Below are 18,541 nucleotides of genomic sequence, written 5' to 3' on the forward strand. Positions count from 1 at the left end.
TGACCGGCAGGTCTGGTTCATTCGCTTCAGATTGCAACAGGAACGAACATTTTTCCGCCTACGACCGGTTGTGAAATCAGCTTTGACTGGTTTGTTGGGGGTGTTGTTGCTGTCCGCGGGCCTGCTGGCAGGGAGTCCGTTCCATCAACAGTTGTTTCACGGAACCACCAGCGCAGACAGTCATTTCTGCGTCGTTTGCCTTTTCGCCAGTGGCCAGGTCAATGCCGCCGATGTTGCGCCGGTCTTGACAGATTTCGTCTCCGATTTTGCCGGACTTGCCCCTGCCGTCCGAATAGTCCATTTTGAATCCGCTGATTACCTGCTTGCTCCGAGTCGCGCTCCGCCTTCCTATTCTCCTTCGTTGGTTTTCTTTGGTTAGTCGTCGATTCATTCAAGTTCGATAATGTTTTTGGCGTGCTCGCTTGGCGCGGCCGCCCGCAACGGAGAAAGGTTATGAGAATTTCAAAAATGGCAGTCTTGGCTTTGGCACTTGGCTTGGGTTCATCCATGATTCAAGCGCAGGATGCAAATCAGGTAGAGCAGTTGAAGAAACAACTGCAACTGATGCAGGACAATTTCGAAAAAGTGCAGCGCGAACAGCGGCAGCAAATCGAATCGCTGCAAAAACAACTGGACGAGTTGACCAAACGGCAAAGCGCCGAAGTTGAAAAGAAAAAGTTGGAACGGGAACTGGCCGTCGAATTGCAAAAGGGCCAAGCGACCAACGCGCCGCCGGCCGCTGCAAACCAGGTCACTGCATCATGGTCGCCGTCGCAGCCGATTACACTCGCCCGCGCGGGGTCGGCTTACATGAACATCAGCTTCGATGCATTGATGGATGCCGGCTGGTCCACAGCGCCCGACCCGTCGGCCATGCTTCAGCTTGGCGATCACGATCCCATCAACCGCGGATTTTCGTTGCGGAACGCGGAGATTGCCTTGGACGGCGCGGTGGACCCGTATTTCAAGGGCTTCGCCAACATCGTGCTCAAACTGGACAAGAACAACGAAACCTCGATCGAGTTGGAAGAAACTTATTTGCAGTCCACCTCCCTGCCGGCCAACCTCCAACTCAAGGCGGGTCAGTTCTTCGCCGGCTTCGGACGACAAAACCCGCAGCACCCGCATCAATGGGCGTTCGTCGATCAACCGCTCATTTTGAACCGCGCGTTCGGTCCGGACGGTTTGCGCAACGTCGGCGCGCAACTGTCTTGGTTGGTGCCAACACCGTTCTACACCGAGGCATTTCTCGGTGTCTTTGACGGGCAGGGAGGGACAGCCTTCAGCTTTCGCAACTCTGGCGAGAATGACGGCACCGGCACAGACCGTTTTCACGGTCGAGCTACTTTGGATCGCGGTTTGCGCGGGCCGGGAGATTTGTTGTTCGCGCCGCGAGTCGCATCGTCGTTTGAGTTGACCGATCAGCAGACGCTGGTGGTCGGCGCTTCGGCGGCGCTTGGGCCGAACGATACGGGCGCGCACAGTCGCACGCAAATTTACGGTGTGGACGCTTACTGGAAATGGAAGGCGGCGAATGCGGATCAGGGTTTCCCGTTTGTCGCGTGGCAAACGGAAGCGCTGATCCGCCGGTTCGACGCCGGCGCTGATCCGCTCGCGCCGACACCGCTTGCTGCGGAAACGTTGAATGACTGGGGCTTTTATTCGCAAATACTCTGGGGCTTCAAACCGCGTTGGGTCACCGGTCTGCGCGGCGACTACGTCAACGGCGACCGTGGAGCGTTTGATGCCAACGATGTTTTTCGCGGTGAGCGGACGCGGATTTCGCCGAACCTGACCTTTTATCCCAGTGAGTTTTCCAAAGTGCGGTTGCAATACAACTATGATCACGGTCATCTATTTGGCGATGATCACTCGGTCTGGTTGCAGATGGAGTTCCTGCTCGGTGCACACGGTGCGCACAAATTTTAGAGCAAAGTGTTCCCACATTAACGTCAAACCTATATGAAGAATCTTTTCCTCAACATTTTCACTGTGACAACGCTGGCGTTTCCGGCTTACGCGAAGTTGAATGTCGTAGTCACGACGCCCGACTTGTCAGCCATCGCGAAAGAAATCGGCGGTGACAAGGTGGAAATCACGACGTTGGCGCGGCCAACGGAGGACCCACACTTTGTTGATGCGAAGCCAAGTTTCATTGTGAAGCTCAATCGAGCCGATGTGCTGATCGAAGGCGGTGCCGAACTGGAGGTTGGCTGGCTGCCCGCTTTGCTGGAAGGTTCCCGCAATTCGAAACTTAGCGCGGGCAAGCCGGGACGCATTGCGTGCTCCGAGGGGATTTCGTTGCTTGAAGTGCCGTCCACACTCGACCGCGCGAAAGGAGACATTCACGCGGCGGGCAATCCCCATTACATGACAGATCCCGCCAACGCACGAATCGTCGCGCAACATATTTGCAATTCACTTTGTCAGGTTGATGCCGGCGATTGCGATAATTTCAAAGCGAATTTGAAAAAGTTTCAGGAGCGAATCGATGCGAAGATGATCGAATGGCAGAAGCTCCTCATACCGTACAAAGGAAGGGTCGTTGTTACGTATCACAATTCGTGGCCGTACTTCGCCAGGCGGTTTGATTTGAAAGCCGAATTGTTCCTCGAACCGAAGCCAGGAATTCCGCCGACGCCATCGCACCTCGCAGAAGTTATCGGCAGAATGAAAGCCGAAAACGTGAAGGTCATCATCGTCCAGCCGTATCAGAACCGCAAAACAGCCGAGGCGGTGGCCGGCCACACTGGCGCGACCGTGTTGGATTTTCCGACCTTCCCGGGCAAACCAGCCGAAACTTACGAGGATTGGATGGATGGTTTGGTGAAATCCCTCGCGCAGGCGTTGGAAGGAAGCAAATGACCTCCGTGGTCTTCTGAATGTAAAACCAAATAGGGCTATGCACCTGACTTACGTTGGCCCATCGGACACGCTAAAGCGTGAACTCCAACGCCGCGCACTGGCCGCTTCCGTTGGAGTTCAACCTTCAGGTTGTTCCTGTCTGCATCAAAGGGCATCGAGCGCATAGACTAAAAACCGATTTATGAGCGAAGCATTCGAAATCATGAAGTGGCCGCTGGCCGCATGTTTGTTGTTGCCGGGACTGCTGGTTTATCTGGGATTGCACATCATCCGACGCGAAGTGATTTTCGTGGACCTCGCGCTCGCGCAAGTGGCCACGCTGGGAACGTGCGTGGCCATTCTGCTGCACTACGACCCGCATGACTGGCAGAGCTATGCGTTGTCGATTGGTTTTACTCTCGTGGGCGCGGCGATCTTCACGCTGACGCGGACCAAGGAGCATCATCAAGTGCCGCAGGAGGCGTTGATCGGCATCACCTACGTCGTCGCAGCCGCCGGGGGAATTTTATTGCTGAACAACAGCCCGCACGGAAATGAGGAACTGAAACAAACCCTCGTCGGCGAATTGCTCTACCTCCAGAATCCCGGACAAGTTCTCAAGCCGTTCGCGCTCTATGCGGCGATCGGCCTGGTGCATTTCATTTTCAGAAAACAATTCCTCGCCCTATCCTTCGAACCTCTACGCGCCGAAGTGGAAGGGTTTTCTTTTCGCGGTTGGGACTTCCTGTTTTACGCGCTGTTCGGGATCGTGGTGACGACCTTCGTGCACATTGGCGGAGTGTTGCTGGTATTCTCGTATCTGATCATTCCGGCCGTCTGCGCGAATTTTCTTGCCCGCAGACTCGGCTCGCTGCTGGCGATCAGTTGTGCGGTTTCCACGGTCAGCAGCGTGGCGGGACTTTATTGTTCCTACACGTTCAACTGGCCGATTGGCGCCGCCATTGTCTGTGTGCTGGGGGCCGCGTTGTTGCTGACCGGAGTCGTGGCCCGCTTCCGGCGCGCGAGCTGAACAGAGCCGCCCGTCCCTTTGATAAACTGGGTCGCGAGGCCAGCCAAACCTCTCAAAATCAAGCGCGCACATTAATGTGATTTAGTGCTTGAAATCCGACGTGGAAACTGTAAAAGAGCAAGCAACATTTGACAGAATCGCGTTAATCGACCGAATCCTCGATCTGATTGTTGCATCGCTGAGGTCAAAGTTGGTGTCGCATGAATTTGGTGCCGATCATTGTAAGTGTTTTGTTGGGTCTGGCTGTCACCTGGCTGCTTATTCCCCTCATCTGTAAATTGTCAGCGACTTCAAGTCTGGCCGCCCGGGCAAGCACTTTTCACCACACGCACAAAACCCCGATTTCGCGACTGGGAGGGGTGGGGTTGGCGGTGGCATTTCTGGTGGTCGTGTTGGTCGCGGCGCTCTGGTTGCCGGATTCCGGCACCGACCTAAAAACCCGTCTTGTGATTGTTTTCGGTTCACTGGCGATGTTTTTGCTGGGTCTCCGGGACGATTTGCGTCCACTGGGCGCCCGGAAGAAATTGTTGGGCCAGATCCTGATTGCCTCGATCGTCTGCGGGTCCGGCATCGAGATCGCGCAATTTCAAAACCCGTTTACCCATGTGGTGTATGATCTGGGTTGGTGGGGGTCGGTGTTCACCGTGCTCTGGCTCGTGGCGCTGACGAACATGATCAACCTGATCGATGGCATCGACGGCCTGGCGGCCGGCGTGGCGCTCATGTTGATGGGGTTGTTGGCCTACGTGGGGCTGGGTAAAGAAGTACACTTCACGGTGATGTGCGCCGCGGGCATGTTCGGTGCCCTGCTGGGTTTTCTACGTTACAACTTTCCACCGGCCAAAATCTACATGGGCGATGGCGGCGCCTACTTTCTCGGTTTTCTGATCGCCATCCTGTCCCTGGTCAATTCACACAAAGGAACGATCGTTGCGGCCCTGATCGCGCCGCTCTTTGCCCTGGCTTTGCCGATTGTAGATGTGACTCTGGCGATTACCCGTCGCGGGCTCAAAGGTCTGCCGATTTTTCGGCCAGACCACAGCCACCTCCATCATAAACTTGTCGGCTTGGGCGTGTCGCGCCGACGGGCGGTGCTGATTTTGTACGGTCTTTCGTCCGTGTTTCTCCTGCTGGCGTTCACCGCGTTTCTGTCGGAAGGACGGCTGGTGCCGATTCTGTTTGGTTTCCTGTGCCTGACGTTGCTGCTGTCGGCGGGATCGTTCAGTTTCAGCCGTGAATGGTTTGCGGTGGGTCGCGTGTTGAAGAATTCGCGCCAGTTGAGGAAGGAAAGCCAGTATGCGCTGGCGTTGGGTCATTGTCTGGAGGTGGAAGCGGAACGGGTCAGGTCAATGGAGGCCCTCTGGGCCGAGTTCGCCTACGCCGCGAGAAAACTTGGTTTTGCCGGGGTGAAATTAATTCTGCCGGACGGCGAGCGGGTGTGGCACGTGCCGGAGGTCATTCCGGAGTCCGAGCTGATGCTGCGCACGCATGAACTCAGAACCCGGAGTCCAATGACTTTGTATTTCAGTGGGAGCAAGGCCAGGATGTCGGCGCGCGTGTTTGATTTTCTTTGCGAATTGGCGGCCGAATCCTGGCTCAAGGCGGTGGCGCGCTGGCAGGAGTTGCATGGTCGCGAGACGTGGTTGGGTTTGGACGGGCGCGGTTCCACGGCGGTGGAAACTTCGGCGGCGGTCGGGCTGGCCGCGTCAAAGATCGGGAGTGTTCCGAAATCAGCTTGAGAGGGGATTTCGATTCCGATGACCTTGGCGACCCGTGCGGCGCGCCTCATTGACCTAGTCGGTTTCCCCGCATGCCTTCCTGAATCAAACTGCCGCACGATTCACGCGTTCGCCTCCGGATTTGTTTCAGCACGCGGCTGTTTGGATTGCCGCACGGTTTGCGGATTTTGCCAGGGCGCGTTCACACGCTGCGCGCCGCGTAGTAATCCTTGTAGCGATGGTAGTAGTAATAGTCGGCCGTGTGGGTCTCCACGGCGTTGAACACCAAGCCCATGACCTCCACCTCGCGCTGATACAGCAGGTCGATCGCCGCCCGGGCAATCCGGCCGGAAGTGTAATTGGCCCGGACGACGAAAATCACTCCCTCGAGATTCGGCGCCAGACTGGTCACGTCGTCCGCGGCCATGACCGGTGCGCTGTCGAGGATGACATAATCGAATTGCGCGGCCAGTTCTTGCAACAGGCGGATGGTTTCCGGCTTGAGAAACAATTCGCCCGGATTGCGGGAGCCGCCGCCGCGCGGCAAGAGCGACAAATTCGGAATCGCCGTGGGCTTGACGGCGGCCGACCAGGCGGCCTGGCCGGAAAGCACTTCTGTCAATCCCGGCGAATCCTCCAGGCCGAAATGGCGATGCTGGGCTCCTTTGCGAAGGTCGGCATCGATGAGCAGCACGCGCGAACTGGCGTGCGCCATCGTGATCGCGAGGTTGGCGGTGGTCATGGACTTGCCGTCGCCCGGTACGGCGCTGGTCACCAGAATTGTTTTGGGCCGCTTGCCTTCCGTGGCGATGTAAAGGATCGAAGAGCGCAAATTGCGGTAGGCTTCAACGAACGGATGCCGTTCGTCGTCCTGCGACAGCAACTGGACGCCCTCCTTTTTTACCGCCGGTTTCTCCAGTGGAATCTGGCCCAGCACCGGCTCGTCAAAAAGGTCCTGCAGTTCGGTGAAGGACGTGGGCCGGTCGTCGAACCGGTCCACCACCAACAGCAGGACGATGCCCGACAACAGTCCGAGCAAACCGCCAATGACCAGTGACTTGGCGATGCTCGGTCCGCCGGGACGCGCCGCCGAGGCGCGCTCCAGGACGGCGACACTTTCCTGGTTGATGTCCTTGTCCACGCCCAGCGTTTGGATCGCCGCCAAGAGACGGTCATACAAGGTTTGCACCCGCTGCTTGTTCGCGCGGATGCGCTCGTATTCGGCCATCTTTTTGCTGACCTCCAGGGATTTGATTTCCCACTCTTTGATCTGGGCGTTGAGATTTTCGACCTGAAGGGAAATCGAGTTGCGGCGGTTTTCGAGTTGTTCGAGACTCTGTTGCTTGAAGATTTCGAGAAGCTTTTCACGCCGGGTGATGTCCTCATTCAATGCCACCATCCGCGGGTGCCTGGGCTTGAGGTACTCGGACCACTCCTGCATTTCCGCCTTCTTCAACTGGATTTCCTGCTTGGCTTTCAGATAGTCGGAGTTGAGCGGGTTGGCGGGATTGGTGGCGTCATCGCCTGCCTCGCCGGGGGTCGCCGCCGTGGTCTTCTTCTGCTGGCGTTCGAGCGTCTGATCCAGGTTGAGCATGCTCAGCAGTTGATGTTCAGTCTTCAACTGGGCCAACTGGCGGTTTAACTGCACGAGGTAGCTGCCGGCGCTGTTGCCTTGCTCCTGAAGGAAGACGACGCTGTTCGTCGCCTGAAACGCCAGCAGATCATCTTCGTACTTTTTGAGATCGCGCTCCAGTTGGACCGACTGTTCGGTGATGCCCGCCAGGGTGGTTTGCGACGTCGAGGTGCGCATTTCCTTTTTCAGGTTGATGTATTCCTCCATGCAGGCTTCGAGATAGGCGCGGGTGTACTGCGGGTCTGATCCCGTGGCCACGAGGTTGAAAATGGTGGTTTTGGGCGAGACCGAAATCTGCAGCTCAACGGGCACGGGCACGAGTTCGGGTCGCAGCGTGCGGACCCGCTCGAAGGCGCGATTAAGCACGGTGCCGCTTTTCATCAAGGCCACCTGGGTGCCCAGAAAGTTGCTCAACTCCTCGGTGTAAACCGAGCCGACCGTGCCGGTGGGCATCTGGATTTTGATGCTGACCATCATGCGGCTGACCGAGACGAAGGCCGGGGGCAGATGCCACTGCCAGAAGCCTGCAATCGACAGCCCGAGCACGAGCGTGATGGGCAGCACCCACCATCGTTTGCGCAGCAGACTCCGGTAACGATGCAAGTAATTGAAAAAACGTGTGGACCGGGCGGAGCGGTTCGGTGCGGCGGGAACGGCTGGGTCGTGCATGGCGGTTTAGAAATTGATCGCGCGCTGGGACACAATGATGAAATCTTCCGGCTCCAGCACGATGTCCTGGTCGGTTTTTCCTTTTTCCAGGACCTCCACCAGGTTGACCTTGAGGGTGACATTGCCGCGGGGCGTTTTGCGAATCACCTTTACTTCCTTCTTGTTGGCAAAGTCGCCGAAACCGCCCGCCCGCAAAATGGCCTTGCCGGCGGTGAACGTTTCATTCGCGGGAATCTCGATCGGCCCCTGGTTGCGGACCGGGCCCCAGACGTAAATCCGGCCGATGACTTTCGCCATCGCATCCAGTCCGATGATGATCGTGGCGCGTTTGTAATAGTCCTGTTCCAACAGCACCTTCATGTCGTCGGCCAGTTGCTTGCAGGTCTTGCCCTCCACGCTGACGCGTCCAATATACGGGATGTCAAGCTCCGTTGATTCCGTTACCTGCAGGGCGACCGGCAGGCTGCGATCCTCGAGGATTTGAAAACTGACCTTGTCCCCGGCGATCAGTTTGTGTTTGTCGTCGTTGACGTAGCCGTTCCCGGTGGTGGCGGACGGGGACGGGAGCATGTTCGTCGGGGACGCTTTTATCGGGGCAGTCGCCGGGACAATCAAAAAACCGGACGCGTCGCGGGTGGCGCTTGAAGTCGGTGGGGTGCCTTGGGCCAGCGCGCCGGCACCAGCCAGAACGATCACCGAAAAACTTAACCATGCTTTCATGTCGAACGTTGATTAGAAGGCATAAATCAGATTTAGCACAAGCCGATTCTCAACGTAGCTTCGGCTTTTCGGCTGCGCATCCTTCCGGTAGAACTGGTAGCGCAGGCCGCCGCTCAAGTGCTGCGTGAGGCCACGGCCCAGGGCGAGGCCCAACCCATAGCGATCCAGCTTTTCGCCCAGGCCGCCGGCTTCTGTTCCGTGCTCGTACGAGAGCGACGGCCCCAGGGAGGTTTTTTGAAAGAGCCTCCAGTCCACCGAATACCGGGCGTAGTACAAATCCACCGTGTCGGAGAACGAGCCGGCCGTCACCTGCCGTCCGATGGCCAGGGAATGAGCGAAGTTCGCATTCACGCGCTGCCGGAAGGTCAGGTCGCCATAAAACGCATTCACGTCGGAGACGGCGTTCGTGCCGAAAATGTTGGTGTTGGCGGTGCGTTCAATGAAGTAGGCCACGTATCCCACCGTCAACCGCACGCTGGAATACTCGCTCAATTGCGCATTGAGGAACGGTCCGATGGCGGCGTGCTTGCTGTTGTTGAAAGTCTTTTCATCGTAAGTGGTGAACCCGCCGCCGACTTGCAGACCCACCAGCACGAGGGGATTGATCACGACTCCGGCGCTGGCATTGAACAAATCAGAAGCATGGCTTTGGCCGGTGAATTGCGACGCTTCGGCGAGGTAAATGGAATGGTCGTAGCCGGCGCTTAAGACCGCCTTGTTCAGGTCCCAAACCACCTGGATGCCCCCCACATTCTCAAAACGATTCAGGCTGCCCGTGCCGCTGACCGTCGGGTCGTTCGCCACATCCTGCGAATACGAAAAGCGATCGTGGAAATTGATCGCAAAGTCGCGGATGAATACATCGAACGAAAGATCGGAACCCGGCGAGATGAAAAGGTTGTCGAATTCCGTCGTCTTCAGATATTTCGAGTAACCCACGCCGAGTGACAGATTGAGGCTGTTCTTTTCGGTCACCGGCCAAAATAACATGGTGCTGACCTGCGGCCGGAAGATGAGGTCCGTTTGCGGATTGCTGTCCACCAACCGGACGTTGTCAGTCGCTTCCATTCCCATACTCGACTGCAACCGCAGCGAGACCGGCCCCAGCCGGAGATTGAAATGCCCTTCGCGCAACGCCCGCTTTCTCGCCTCGGCGGCGTCCTGACCGGCCATCGACGCGCGGATCGCCTCCTGTCCGGCAGCCGCGTTTGCCAGCAGCAACGCCACAACCGCGGCGACGCCGCGCGCCCGGCACGGCCATTGAGGCCGACGGATGAGAGGATCCTTTTTCACGCGGAAGGTTACAGTCACGGAATGATCAAGGGACAAAACTTGATCCGTTGAGCCTTGGCGGCAACTCCACGGGGCGAGTTCCCGCACAGGGAAAAAATCCGGCAGCCTTCGCGGCGGTCACGAAACGAACGGCTTCTTGGCACGGATGACATGAGACCGTTGAATACGGTATCGGTTGCCCGCCGCGGGTCAAGCGCGTAATCCGTGGGAATTCAAGCCGGTGAGTTGAGTCGCTGTCCGAACTCCGATCTTCCAACGCCGGTCTCCGCGTCGAGGTTGAAAGGAATTTGTTTAACAACGTTCGCCAGTCTGGCATGCTCGCCGGCTGGACCGACACCATGAACCCGACGCTCAATTCCCTTGAGGCCGCACGCACAGCCAGGCGGCGGCGACTCGTAATCCTCTCTCTGATCGTCCTTGTCATCCTCGTCGCCGGCTTTTTCGGCGCGCCGCCGGCTTACCACAGTTTCACCGGCTGGCGATCAAAGCGGCTCGCGGCACAAGCGGAAAGATTGACCAGCCAAAACCAGTTGCCGCAAGCCGTCCAGAAAGCGCAGGCCGCCTTCCTGCTGAATCGCAGCGAGCCGGCCGCCCTTCACGCCATGGCCCGCGCCTTGACCGCCGCCACCAACGCCGCCGCGCTCCCGTTCTGGCAACAACTCAGTCTCACCGGACAGGCCACCGACGACGATCGCCGCGCCTTCGTCGAACTGGCGATGCGCACCGGCGCGCTGGGCTTGGCCGCCGATGAACTGCGCAAGCTGCTGGCGAGCGGCCCCAACCAGCCCGTGAATCTCTGGCTCGCCTCCCAACTCTACGCCGCTCTGGGCGACTATGCGCAAACGGTCAATTACGCCACCCGCGCGCGCCTGCATGATCCCAGTAACAAGCAATATCAACTCTTCCTGGCGAGCCTGTGGTTTGGTTCGTCCGAGCCGGAACAGCGGGAGGAGGCGCGAAAAAACGTCTGGTCGCTCGCCCGGGAGGAAAGCCGGATCGGTTTGGACGCGCTTAGTTTTCTGACGCGCCGGCAGGACCTGACCGCGGAGCAGCGACGCGAGTTGATCGCCCTCTTGAAACAGAATCCCCTCAGCGGCACCACCCAGCAGCTTCTGGCGCTCGACCAGCGCCTGCATTTGGAACCGGATCAACGCGCCGGGATTCTGGACCAGGCCCTGACTCAATACAAAGGCGCCGACCCCGCCACGCTGGCCCAGTTTGCCGTGTGGCTCAATCAACACGAGCAATTCCAACGCACCCTCCTCGCTTTGCCCCTGGAAGCCGCGCTCAAACGCAAAGAACTCTTTATCCCGCACCTCGATGCGCTCGCGGCGCTGGGCCGGTGGGAGGAGCTGGATAAAATCCTGGACACGAAACAAACCCCGTTGGAGCCGGTTTTTTTCGAGGGCTTCCGGGCGCGTTGCGCGATGCAATTGGGCAAAAGCACCTCGGCCGCGCTCCACTGGAACCGCGCCCTGTGGTATGCGGAACGCAACCCGGAGCAACTCACCTGGCTGGCGCTCTACGCCGACAAATGCGGCGCGGCCGCGCCCGCCAAAAAAGCCTGCCGCTCCTGGATCGCCTGCGCCGCGGATGTCCGTCCGGCGTATCAAACTTTGCAACAGTTCACCGCGAAATCGGGAACGACCGAAGAGTTGCGCGATCTGTTGGGCGAAATGCTCAAGCGCTGGCCAGCCGACCCTGCTCTCCGCAATGACCATGCCTACCTGAACCTGCTTCTGGCAAAAGACCTTTCCGCCGCGCGCCTGACCGCGGAAGAACTCGTGCAGCAGTTCCCCGAAATCCTGCCCTACCGCACGACGCTGGCGCTGGCGTGTTATCGGTTGAAAGATTATCCCGCCGCGTTGCGGGTGTATGAAGGCCGGCATTACGATTGGGGACAAGCCTTGCCCGGCAATCGCGCCGTTTACGCCGCGGTGCTGGCGGCGAACGGCAAGCTCGACGAAGCGCGCCACCAGGCGCGCAACCTCCCGCGCCTCCAATTGCGCGACGAAGAATTTGAACTGATCCGTTCCGGTTTCTAAGCAAGGCTCCCCCTGTCTTCTGATTTCTGACTTTCAGCTTTCAGCTTTTCCGTTTCAGCCTTCCGACTGATCGCCTGCTTCGCTTTCGACGTTGGAAGTTCGGAGTTGAATGTTGAATGTTGATGGGACAGTTGAGAGTTGAAACTTGATGGTTGAGAGACTTCCAGAAACAACTGAAAAACTGACACCCTGAAAAGATGAAATCCGTCCTCCGACTGCTGTCCTCCGACCTCCGGCCTCCGACCTCCGGCCTCTGGCCTCTGAGATAGTTGAGAGTTGAGTGTTCGAAGTTGTTTGACAAAAGTCTTCCCTGGCCCTCTACTCCCGCACAGAAATTATGACCAAGGCTCAGTTTTGGATTCTCAACGTCGCCAGTCTCGTGTTGGCCGCCGTGCTCTTGAGCCATTTCTTCTTCGTGCGGCACAATAACCAGCTCGGTGCATCGCTGAGCCGCGAGCAGGCCTACATCAACAACGCCCGCCAGCTCGAAACCCTTCTCGACCAGTTGGCCAAACGCATCGCCAAAGGTTCGGAAACCGACCCCAAGCTCAAAGACATCCTCGTCAAATACGGCATGACCGTGACCCTGGAAACCGACGGCAAAAAGAAAACCTATCCGTGAACCTTCCACTCACCAACCGCCTGAACCCACCCCCAGCCCCTCCGAGGGGAGCGGCCCAGGATGGTTTGTTCCCCTCTTGGGAGGGGGCAGGGGTGGGTGCATGTTCGTGACCCGATTATTCAAACCATGAACCCGCCAAACACCACCGTGAATACCTACTCGCCGTTCTGGGCGCTCTGCGTTCTGTTCGTCACACTGCTCTTTTTGCAAACCACCTACCTCATTGACGACTTCAAGCAAAAGTCGCAAATCCAGGCCGCCCGCGCCCAGTTCAAACCCACGCTGACCCAGGCCCAGAACATCAGCCAGACCACCGAAGCCGTTGGCCGCGAACTCGTCGCCCTTGCCCCGAACAGCCCCGAGGCCGCCAAAATAATTTCCGAATTCAAAATCCAACTCAACAAACCGGCGCAGCCGGCGAAGTAAAATCCTGAAATCTGAAAAGCTGAAAGCTGAAATGATCTCCACTCTCTGCTTTCTGCTTCTTTCCTTGCCCATCCTGCACCCTCGCGCACGTTGACACTCTTGACGCCCGGCGTTACTCTGTCCCGGTGATTTTGAGTTTTGCCTGCGAGGAAACCGAGCGGGTGTTCCGGGCGGAGTTGTCCCGCCGCTTCCCGCCGACGATTCAGCGCGGCGCAAGACGCAAACTGCTGGCGTTGCACGCGGCGACGGAATTGCGGCACATGGCCGTGCCGCCGGGCAACCGCTTGGAAGCATTGAAAGGCAGCCGGAAGGGGCAACACAGCATCCGCGTCAACGACCAATGGCGCCTCTGCTTCCGCTGGCGCGAGGGCAACGCTTACGACGTAGAGATTGTGGACTACCACTGATTATGAAGACCAAACTGTTGAGCAACATCACGCCCGGCGAAATTCTGGACGAAGAATTCCTCAAGCCAATGGGCATCACCCCATCCCGGCTGGCCAAAGACCTCTGCGTGCCCCCGCGCCGCATCAACGAAATCCTCAACGGTCTGCGCGCGATCACCGCCGACACGGCCTTGCGGCTCGGACGCTACTTCGCCATGTCGCCGGAATTCTGGCTCAACCTGCAATCGCACTATGACCTGGAACAGGAGCAGGAGCGGTTGGCCAAGCGCCTCAACAGAGAAGTGAAGGTGCTCGTAACCGCGTGAATGGGTACTTTTGTAAAGTGCTGAAAGCTGAAATGACTTCCCTTGCGCCGCTCCCCTCCTGGGAGGGGTTCGGGGTGGGTGGGTGCAGGATTTGGTTGAGGGTTGATAGTTGAGTGACTTCGGCCACGGACTACGGGCGGCGTGGAGATTGGAGATTGAAGATCGAAGCTGGGCAATGGACCGCTGAGTTGGTTGAGGATTGAGCGTGTGACTACGGACCACGGACCGCCCCCGACAAATTATTTCTTGAAAATTTCTGCAATACTATTGGTGTCAATACGCACTGCTTCTGACTTGCCAAAATAGATCAACAACCGGTAATCCTTCGGCGCGCCCACATCGCGGGAATCTTTGAAGGTGTATTGTGCGCCATTGTTGAGTCGGACAGCAAAAGGCCTGAACGGACGCCGCTCCACCAATTCTTTGATTTCCGCAACTTTCATGGTCAAAAGGTAACGTCGGGCGTGGAATCCGGCAAGCGCAAGATTGACAGTGCAGTAAAATCTGAAAGTTGAAATCTGAAATCGGAAATGATTTCTGTTGCGGCGCTCCCCTCCTGGGAGAGGTAGGGGGTGGGTGCAGGATTTGGTTGAGGGTTGAGTGACTACGGACTACGGACCACCACGATCATTGAATTAAGGAACTCGGTTTGTTTCGACAGGACTGATTCTTTGCCAACTCCGTAGGAGCGGCATCTTTGTAGCAACGTTCCGACGCAGAGCCAAAGCCCCGTAGGGGCGGCATGGTCGTGTCGATATCGCTCCTACGGAGCTTTGGGTTTAATGGGCTGCGAACTATAAAGATGTCGCCCCTACGGGGCTGGGCTGGCGAGGTGGTCGTTCTCCCTTTTCCGCAAACCCACCTCCAATCCGGCAAACGCCGGCCCGCGCTCGTCGTGGCGGATCTGTCGGGCGACGACTTGGTGCTCTGTCAGATTCCCACAAAAGCCCGCTCTGATGGTTACTCCGTTCCACTCATCCTCACTGACTTCCAACGCGGTCGTCTTGCCGTGGACAGTTTCATCCGCTCCAATCGCCTGTTCACCGTCGAGCAATCCGTGATTCTCTACGCCGCCGGAAAAATCAAAGACGTGAAATTGCTAGAAGTGAAGGCGAAGATTCGCCAACTCTTCGCGTGAAGTGGAGCCGGGGCGTCGCGGATTTCTGCGTTTCAGCTTTTCAACATTTCGCTTCGGCTGTTCGAGGTTGAGCGTCGAATGTTTCTACTGATGTCTGTTTTCCACTTTCTGCTTTCTGCTTTTCCGTCGTTCCGACCTCCGTTCTCCGCCATCCGACTACCGACTACTGACCACACACTACGGACTTCTGCCTACCGACTACTGACCACGGACTACTGACTGCCGACTTCCTTGGCCCGTGAAGTCTTCCTTGGCCTACTTCATCGGGCGGCGTTTCAGTTATCCACTTTGACGATTTGCTGTGAACGCGCTGCCGACACCCACGGCTGCAGCCCTTTCCATAAACCTCGTAGCAGCGGAGGTCAGTCCGCTCCATCACAATTCCGTGGAAGTCAGAGCCGACTCACGCCGGCTGCTACGGTCAGCGCCGGTTGTCCGATTGTTAATAAGTAAGTTTTGACATTTGCCGACAGCGCGGTTCCTGTCGCCCATGGAAATCAGTCCAGAACTTGGAAACTCCGTATAATGAAACCACGCTCTACTCCGAGATATACTTCCAAAGCTGGTCTGAAAAGACTTCTCACAATCTTTCTGGCGGTCGTTGTTTGTACGAAACTGACCGCCACGAGTTTTACTTGGGATGGTGGGGCGGGTGACGGAATTTGGCAGGATGGAGCTTCTCAAGTCAACTGGGTCGGTGACGTCTATAATCCTGGAAATACTTTGCGGAATGATTATGTCTTCGTGTCGGCGTCGTATGCTGGTACAAGCACGATCACACTACAGAGTAGCAATCCGAATGTTGGCAATCTGACGATAAACGCCAACTCCCCGAATCTCACAATAACCATAAGCACGTCGGCAGCGCGTTTAGACCTCGACCCTTCAGCCTTGGGCGCCGAAACGTTGACCGTTCTTTCCGGCTCACACAAGATCGCACCAAGCGGCGCCGGGAAAGTCCAGTTACAAGGTCAAGCATCGCAGACTTGGAACATTGCCAACGGCGCTTCGCTAGAAATCGCCGCCGTGGTTGAAGGCAGTGCCGGGACCCGCGGATTTACGAAATCGGGCCTTGGAACGTTAATTTTGAGCGCCGCCAACACTTATAACGGAGGCACGACGCTGAACCAAGGCCATTTGCAGTTGGGGGTCGACAACACTTTGGGTTCAGGCGGGCTTATTTTCGCCGGTGGGATTTTGGACGCCAATAATAAGTCCTTTAGCATCGGCGCTTTGTCGCTCACGGCAAGTTCGACGCTCAATCTCGTGAATGACGGTGGCTTGAACGGGCATTCACTTACGTTCAACTCCGTTTCCGGCCTTGCTACCGGAGTGCTTACAATCAATGGCTGGGCAGGGGTTCCGCAAGTCTCTGGCTCGGACGATCGGATCTTTATCATGGGAATTGCCCCCGACGCAACTTTCCTTAGTCACATCCAATTCCAGATCGGCACCGAACTATTCTTGGGCGTGATGAGTGGCAACGAGCTTGTGGCCGGGGTTACAGCCGTGCCCGAACCGATCAATGTGGCGTTGGCAGTTTTCGGCGTTGTGTTTGCGGGAGTCGGGTTTGCCCGACGCCTCCGCGCGCGCCGATCGGTAGTTGAAAGTTGAAAGTTGAAAGTTGCCCAACTCTTCCGCGACGGAAAAAGCTGCCCGGTGAAGTAAACTGGAGCGAGGAGAACTTCATGGGCCAAGGAAACGCTGAAATCCGATCTCGGGTCTCCGACTACTGACTACTGACCACGAACTACTGACTGCCGACCTCAGAGACAGTTGAGAGTTGAGAGTTGAGAGTTCGGCCACTGCTGTTTTCCACTTTCTGCTTTTTCCTCTCGTGCCACACTTGCTATTCTCCTGCGACGCGGGTAGCTTTCCAAGCATGAGCACAAAGGGCCAGGCGTTATTGCAAGAGTTCAAGAGTCTCCCGCGTTCCGAGCAACTCGATGTTTACGAGGCCATCGCCCGCACCGTCGTCGCAGAGGATTATGGTCCGCTGTCCGACGCTGATTTGACGGCCATCGCGGCTCAGACGTTTGCTTTGCTTGACGAAGAGGAGGCCCGTGCCGAATCGCGGTGAAGTGTGGCTGGTGGATTTGGGCATGGTTCAAAAGACCCGCCCTGCGCTAATCCTCAATCGTCCGTTCAAGGAAACCGATCGCGTCCTGATAACGGTGGTGCCGCACACCACCGCTCTTCGCGGATCGGAATTGGAGGTGCCACTAAGCGTGCCGTTTCTCAAGGCCGGTGCGTTTCTCGTCCTGAATCCGGTGACCGTGCCGGCCGTGAAAGCGGAGCGGTCTCTGGGCCGATTGTCTCCGCAACAGATCGCTCTGGTGGAGGCTGGCATTCGCGACTGGTTGGCCCTCTGACGCTGATCCCTGACTTCCGTCCTCCTTGGCCCGTGAAGTCTTCATTGGCCTACTTCACCGGGCTGCTTTCCACTTTCTGCTTTCTGCTTTTCCGTCGTTCCGACCTCCGACCTCCGCCATCTGACTACCGACTGCCGACCACGGACTACGGACTTCTGCCTACCGACCTCTGGTTTCTGCCCGCCCTTCGAGGTCGGATGTTTCTCCTGACCTCGGCCCGAATCTTGACAACCTTCGCAAGGCGACCCAATCTGTATTCGTATGAAAACAGCATCGACGTTGAACATCTCGCTTGCCGAGGGTCAATTGGCATGGATCAAGAAAAAACAATCGGAGGGTTTTGCCAGTGCCAGCGATGTTGTTCGCGACTTGATTCGAGCCAGGCAGGAGCAGGAGCACGCGGCCTTGCTGGCTGACTTCCGCGACCTGGATACCCAGGGGTCTGCCGGTTCTGAGCCGATCGCTGAAATCAACCGCATCGTCGGCAAGGTGAAAAAAGCACGTCGTGAAGCCCACCGTCGTTCTTGATTCCAGTGTGGTGGTTTCTGGCATCGGTTGGACGGGCGGCGACGCCCGCAATGCACTGCGTTTGCTCGCCCGACGCGCGTTCACTTCCGTTCGATCCGATTGGTTGACAGCGGAATGGGCTGACGCCACCGCGCGCGTGGCGGCCGAGTCCCGCACCTGGACGAATGAGAACTGGTCGGGATGGATTGACTGGCTTAAACGCGCCTCGTCATGGTTGGACGATCCCCCAAGGCGCGCCACGCTGCGCGACCCCAAAGACGATCCGGTGTTGATGCTGGCCGTTTCGTCCCTCGCAAAGTTCCTCGTTACTTACGATCTGGATTTTTTGGCCTTGGGAAAGCCGTTCGGCGTTCAGTGCATTCGCCCGGATGCTTTTGTTGCGGCAATCCTCAAAAACTGATCCGTCGCTGACCTGATTTCAGGTTTTCGTTTCCACGATCAGTTTTTCGGAAGAACTTTCCACCTTCACCGTAATCGTCCAAAGTATAAGATCGCTGACCTCCGGGCGCGCCGATTTTCCATTCGACGTTGAACGTTGAATGTTCGTGCTCGGTCTGACCGCTGACTTCCTTGGCCCGTGACGTTTTCATTGGCCTATACTTCACTGGGCTGAATTCCCCTTTCTGCTTTCTGTTTTTCCGTCGTTCTGACCGAGAAATTTCCAAAAGTTGTGGACGGCGGGGGGTGGAAAAAAGGCATCCTGAGGGGGACAAAAAAACCTGCTGCCATCACACGATGGCGGCACAACCCTCAGGACACCTATGGAACAGAAGAATGTAGTCGGTCTGGAA

The 18,541-nt window shown here is 57.3% G+C and carries 20 protein-coding genes; 15 read left to right on the forward strand and 5 right to left on the reverse strand.

The genetic code is table 11. From position 1 onward, the window contains the following. The first annotated feature begins 468 nt into the window (after positions 1-468). The 4 genes from HY298_10890 (at position 469) to HY298_10905 (ending at position 5,613) form a co-directional block, all read left to right on the forward strand. Positions 469-1,929 carry a hypothetical protein gene (locus HY298_10890; GenBank protein MBI3850762.1) on the forward strand — a complete coding sequence of 487 codons (1,461 nt, stop codon included), beginning with the start codon at positions 469-471 and terminating at the stop codon, positions 1,927-1,929. Positions 1,930-1,962: 33 nt separating this feature from the next. Beyond that, positions 1,963-2,865 (forward strand): zinc ABC transporter substrate-binding protein, encoded by a 903-nt coding sequence (locus tag HY298_10895; GenBank protein MBI3850763.1) that lies wholly within the window; start codon positions 1,963-1,965, stop codon positions 2,863-2,865. 181 nt (positions 2,866-3,046) lie between these two features. Beyond that, a complete protein-coding gene (locus HY298_10900; protein MBI3850764.1) occupies positions 3,047-3,874 on the forward strand; it encodes a metal ABC transporter permease in 828 nt (275 codons plus the stop codon). 200 nt (positions 3,875-4,074) lie between these two features. Beyond that, positions 4,075-5,613, forward strand: a complete 1,539-nt coding sequence (locus tag HY298_10905) for an undecaprenyl/decaprenyl-phosphate alpha-N-acetylglucosaminyl 1-phosphate transferase (GenBank protein ID MBI3850765.1) — start codon at positions 4,075-4,077, stop codon at positions 5,611-5,613. A gap of 181 nt (positions 5,614-5,794) precedes the next feature. Here the strand turns inward: HY298_10905 and HY298_10910 are convergent, their stop codons facing one another. The 3 genes from HY298_10910 to HY298_10920 are packed head-to-tail and all read right to left on the reverse strand — an operon-like array spanning position 5,795 to position 9,907. Next, positions 5,795-7,894 (reverse strand): polysaccharide biosynthesis tyrosine autokinase, encoded by a 2,100-nt coding sequence (locus HY298_10910; GenBank protein ID MBI3850766.1) that lies wholly within the window; start codon positions 7,892-7,894, stop codon positions 5,795-5,797. Positions 7,895-7,900: 6 nt separating this feature from the next. Next, a complete protein-coding gene (locus tag HY298_10915; GenBank protein ID MBI3850767.1) occupies positions 7,901-8,614 on the reverse strand; it encodes a polysaccharide biosynthesis/export family protein in 714 nt (237 codons plus the stop codon). 12 nt (positions 8,615-8,626) lie between these two features. Next, positions 8,627-9,907: a hypothetical protein gene (locus tag HY298_10920; protein MBI3850768.1), complete on the reverse strand. Its 1,281-nt coding sequence runs from the start codon at positions 9,905-9,907 to the stop codon at positions 8,627-8,629. Positions 9,908-10,245: 338 nt separating this feature from the next. Here HY298_10920 and HY298_10925 point away from each other — a divergent pair, with 338 nt between their 5' ends. The 5 genes from HY298_10925 (at position 10,246) to HY298_10945 (ending at position 13,712) form a co-directional block, all read left to right on the forward strand. Next, positions 10,246-11,952, forward strand: a complete 1,707-nt coding sequence (locus HY298_10925; GenBank protein MBI3850769.1) for a hypothetical protein — start codon at positions 10,246-10,248, stop codon at positions 11,950-11,952. Between the two features lie 337 nt (positions 11,953-12,289). Beyond that, positions 12,290-12,574, forward strand: coding sequence for a hypothetical protein (locus HY298_10930; protein MBI3850770.1), 285 nt, complete (start codon positions 12,290-12,292; stop codon positions 12,572-12,574). Positions 12,575-12,700: 126 nt separating this feature from the next. After that, the gene (locus tag HY298_10935) at positions 12,701-13,000 is read left to right on the forward strand and encodes a hypothetical protein (protein ID MBI3850771.1); all 300 of its coding nucleotides are present in this window, start codon (positions 12,701-12,703) and stop codon (positions 12,998-13,000) included. 125 nt (positions 13,001-13,125) lie between these two features. Continuing rightward, positions 13,126-13,407, forward strand: a complete 282-nt coding sequence (locus HY298_10940) for a type II toxin-antitoxin system RelE/ParE family toxin (protein ID MBI3850772.1) — start codon at positions 13,126-13,128, stop codon at positions 13,405-13,407. Positions 13,408-13,409: 2 nt separating this feature from the next. Next, positions 13,410-13,712 carry a HigA family addiction module antidote protein gene (locus HY298_10945; GenBank protein ID MBI3850773.1) on the forward strand — a complete coding sequence of 101 codons (303 nt, stop codon included), beginning with the start codon at positions 13,410-13,412 and terminating at the stop codon, positions 13,710-13,712. A 239-nt stretch (positions 13,713-13,951) separates the two neighbouring features. Here HY298_10945 and HY298_10950 read toward each other — a convergent pair whose 3' ends face one another. Beyond that, on the reverse strand, positions 13,952-14,155 hold the full coding sequence (locus tag HY298_10950; GenBank protein ID MBI3850774.1) for a hypothetical protein: 204 nt from the start codon (positions 14,153-14,155) through the stop codon (positions 13,952-13,954). A 359-nt stretch (positions 14,156-14,514) separates the two neighbouring features. On the opposite strand from HY298_10950, the gene HY298_10955 reads away from it, so the two are divergent. The 6 genes from HY298_10955 to HY298_10980 all read left to right on the forward strand — a co-directional run bounded on the left by HY298_10955 (position 14,515) and on the right by HY298_10980 (position 18,150). Continuing rightward, positions 14,515-14,850: a type II toxin-antitoxin system PemK/MazF family toxin gene (locus HY298_10955; protein MBI3850775.1), complete on the forward strand. Its 336-nt coding sequence runs from the start codon at positions 14,515-14,517 to the stop codon at positions 14,848-14,850. 525 nt (positions 14,851-15,375) lie between these two features. Continuing rightward, complete coding sequence (locus tag HY298_10960) at positions 15,376-16,464, forward strand: autotransporter-associated beta strand repeat-containing protein (GenBank protein ID MBI3850776.1); 1,089 nt, start codon at positions 15,376-15,378, stop codon at positions 16,462-16,464. Between the two features lie 268 nt (positions 16,465-16,732). Then, entirely contained in the window at positions 16,733-16,930 is a 198-nt protein-coding gene (locus HY298_10965; protein MBI3850777.1) for a hypothetical protein, read from the forward strand. Positions 16,931-16,952: 22 nt separating this feature from the next. Further along, complete coding sequence (locus HY298_10970; protein ID MBI3850778.1) at positions 16,953-17,222, forward strand: type II toxin-antitoxin system PemK/MazF family toxin; 270 nt, start codon at positions 16,953-16,955, stop codon at positions 17,220-17,222. 261 nt (positions 17,223-17,483) lie between these two features. Beyond that, entirely contained in the window at positions 17,484-17,750 is a 267-nt protein-coding gene (locus tag HY298_10975) for a hypothetical protein (protein ID MBI3850779.1), read from the forward strand. Next, positions 17,728-18,150: a PIN domain-containing protein gene (locus tag HY298_10980; GenBank protein ID MBI3850780.1), complete on the forward strand. Its 423-nt coding sequence runs from the start codon at positions 17,728-17,730 to the stop codon at positions 18,148-18,150. The genes HY298_10975 and HY298_10980 overlap by 23 nt, the downstream gene beginning before the upstream one ends. Here the strand turns inward: HY298_10980 and HY298_10985 are convergent. Further along, entirely contained in the window at positions 18,140-18,340 is a 201-nt protein-coding gene (locus HY298_10985) for a hypothetical protein (protein MBI3850781.1), read from the reverse strand. The two genes, HY298_10980 and HY298_10985, sit on opposite strands and share 11 nt — an antisense overlap. Positions 18,341-18,541: the final 201 nt, after the last annotated feature.

The organism is Verrucomicrobiota bacterium (genome assembly GCA_016200005.1).
GTDB lineage: Bacteria > Verrucomicrobiota > Verrucomicrobiia > Limisphaerales > PALSA-1396 > PALSA-1396.

Bases quoted from the DNA above. Each gene is read 5' to 3' on its own strand.
- HY298_10890 (MBI3850762.1), top strand. From the start codon at position 469: ATGGCAGTCTTGGCTTTGGCACTTGGCTTGGGTTCATCCATGATTCAA.
- HY298_10895 (MBI3850763.1), top strand. From the start codon at position 1,963: ATGAAGAATCTTTTCCTCAACATTTTCACTGTGACAACGCTGGCGTTT.
- HY298_10900 (MBI3850764.1), top strand. From the start codon at position 3,047: ATGAGCGAAGCATTCGAAATCATGAAGTGGCCGCTGGCCGCATGTTTG.
- HY298_10905 (MBI3850765.1), top strand. From the start codon at position 4,075: ATGAATTTGGTGCCGATCATTGTAAGTGTTTTGTTGGGTCTGGCTGTC.
- HY298_10910 (MBI3850766.1), bottom strand. From the start codon at position 7,894: ATGCACGACCCAGCCGTTCCCGCCGCACCGAACCGCTCCGCCCGGTCC.
- HY298_10915 (MBI3850767.1), bottom strand. From the start codon at position 8,614: ATGAAAGCATGGTTAAGTTTTTCGGTGATCGTTCTGGCTGGTGCCGGC.
- HY298_10925 (MBI3850769.1), top strand. From the start codon at position 10,246: ATGAACCCGACGCTCAATTCCCTTGAGGCCGCACGCACAGCCAGGCGG.
- HY298_10930 (MBI3850770.1), top strand. From the start codon at position 12,290: ATGACCAAGGCTCAGTTTTGGATTCTCAACGTCGCCAGTCTCGTGTTG.
- HY298_10935 (MBI3850771.1), top strand. From the start codon at position 12,701: ATGAACCCGCCAAACACCACCGTGAATACCTACTCGCCGTTCTGGGCG.
- HY298_10945 (MBI3850773.1), top strand. From the start codon at position 13,410: ATGAAGACCAAACTGTTGAGCAACATCACGCCCGGCGAAATTCTGGAC.
- HY298_10950 (MBI3850774.1), bottom strand. From the start codon at position 14,155: ATGAAAGTTGCGGAAATCAAAGAATTGGTGGAGCGGCGTCCGTTCAGG.
- HY298_10955 (MBI3850775.1), top strand. From the start codon at position 14,515: ATGTCGCCCCTACGGGGCTGGGCTGGCGAGGTGGTCGTTCTCCCTTTT.
- HY298_10960 (MBI3850776.1), top strand. From the start codon at position 15,376: ATGAAACCACGCTCTACTCCGAGATATACTTCCAAAGCTGGTCTGAAA.
- HY298_10965 (MBI3850777.1), top strand. From the start codon at position 16,733: ATGAGCACAAAGGGCCAGGCGTTATTGCAAGAGTTCAAGAGTCTCCCG.
- HY298_10970 (MBI3850778.1), top strand. From the start codon at position 16,953: ATGGTTCAAAAGACCCGCCCTGCGCTAATCCTCAATCGTCCGTTCAAG.
- HY298_10975 (MBI3850779.1), top strand. From the start codon at position 17,484: ATGAAAACAGCATCGACGTTGAACATCTCGCTTGCCGAGGGTCAATTG.
- HY298_10985 (MBI3850781.1), bottom strand. From the start codon at position 18,340: ATGAAAACGTCACGGGCCAAGGAAGTCAGCGGTCAGACCGAGCACGAA.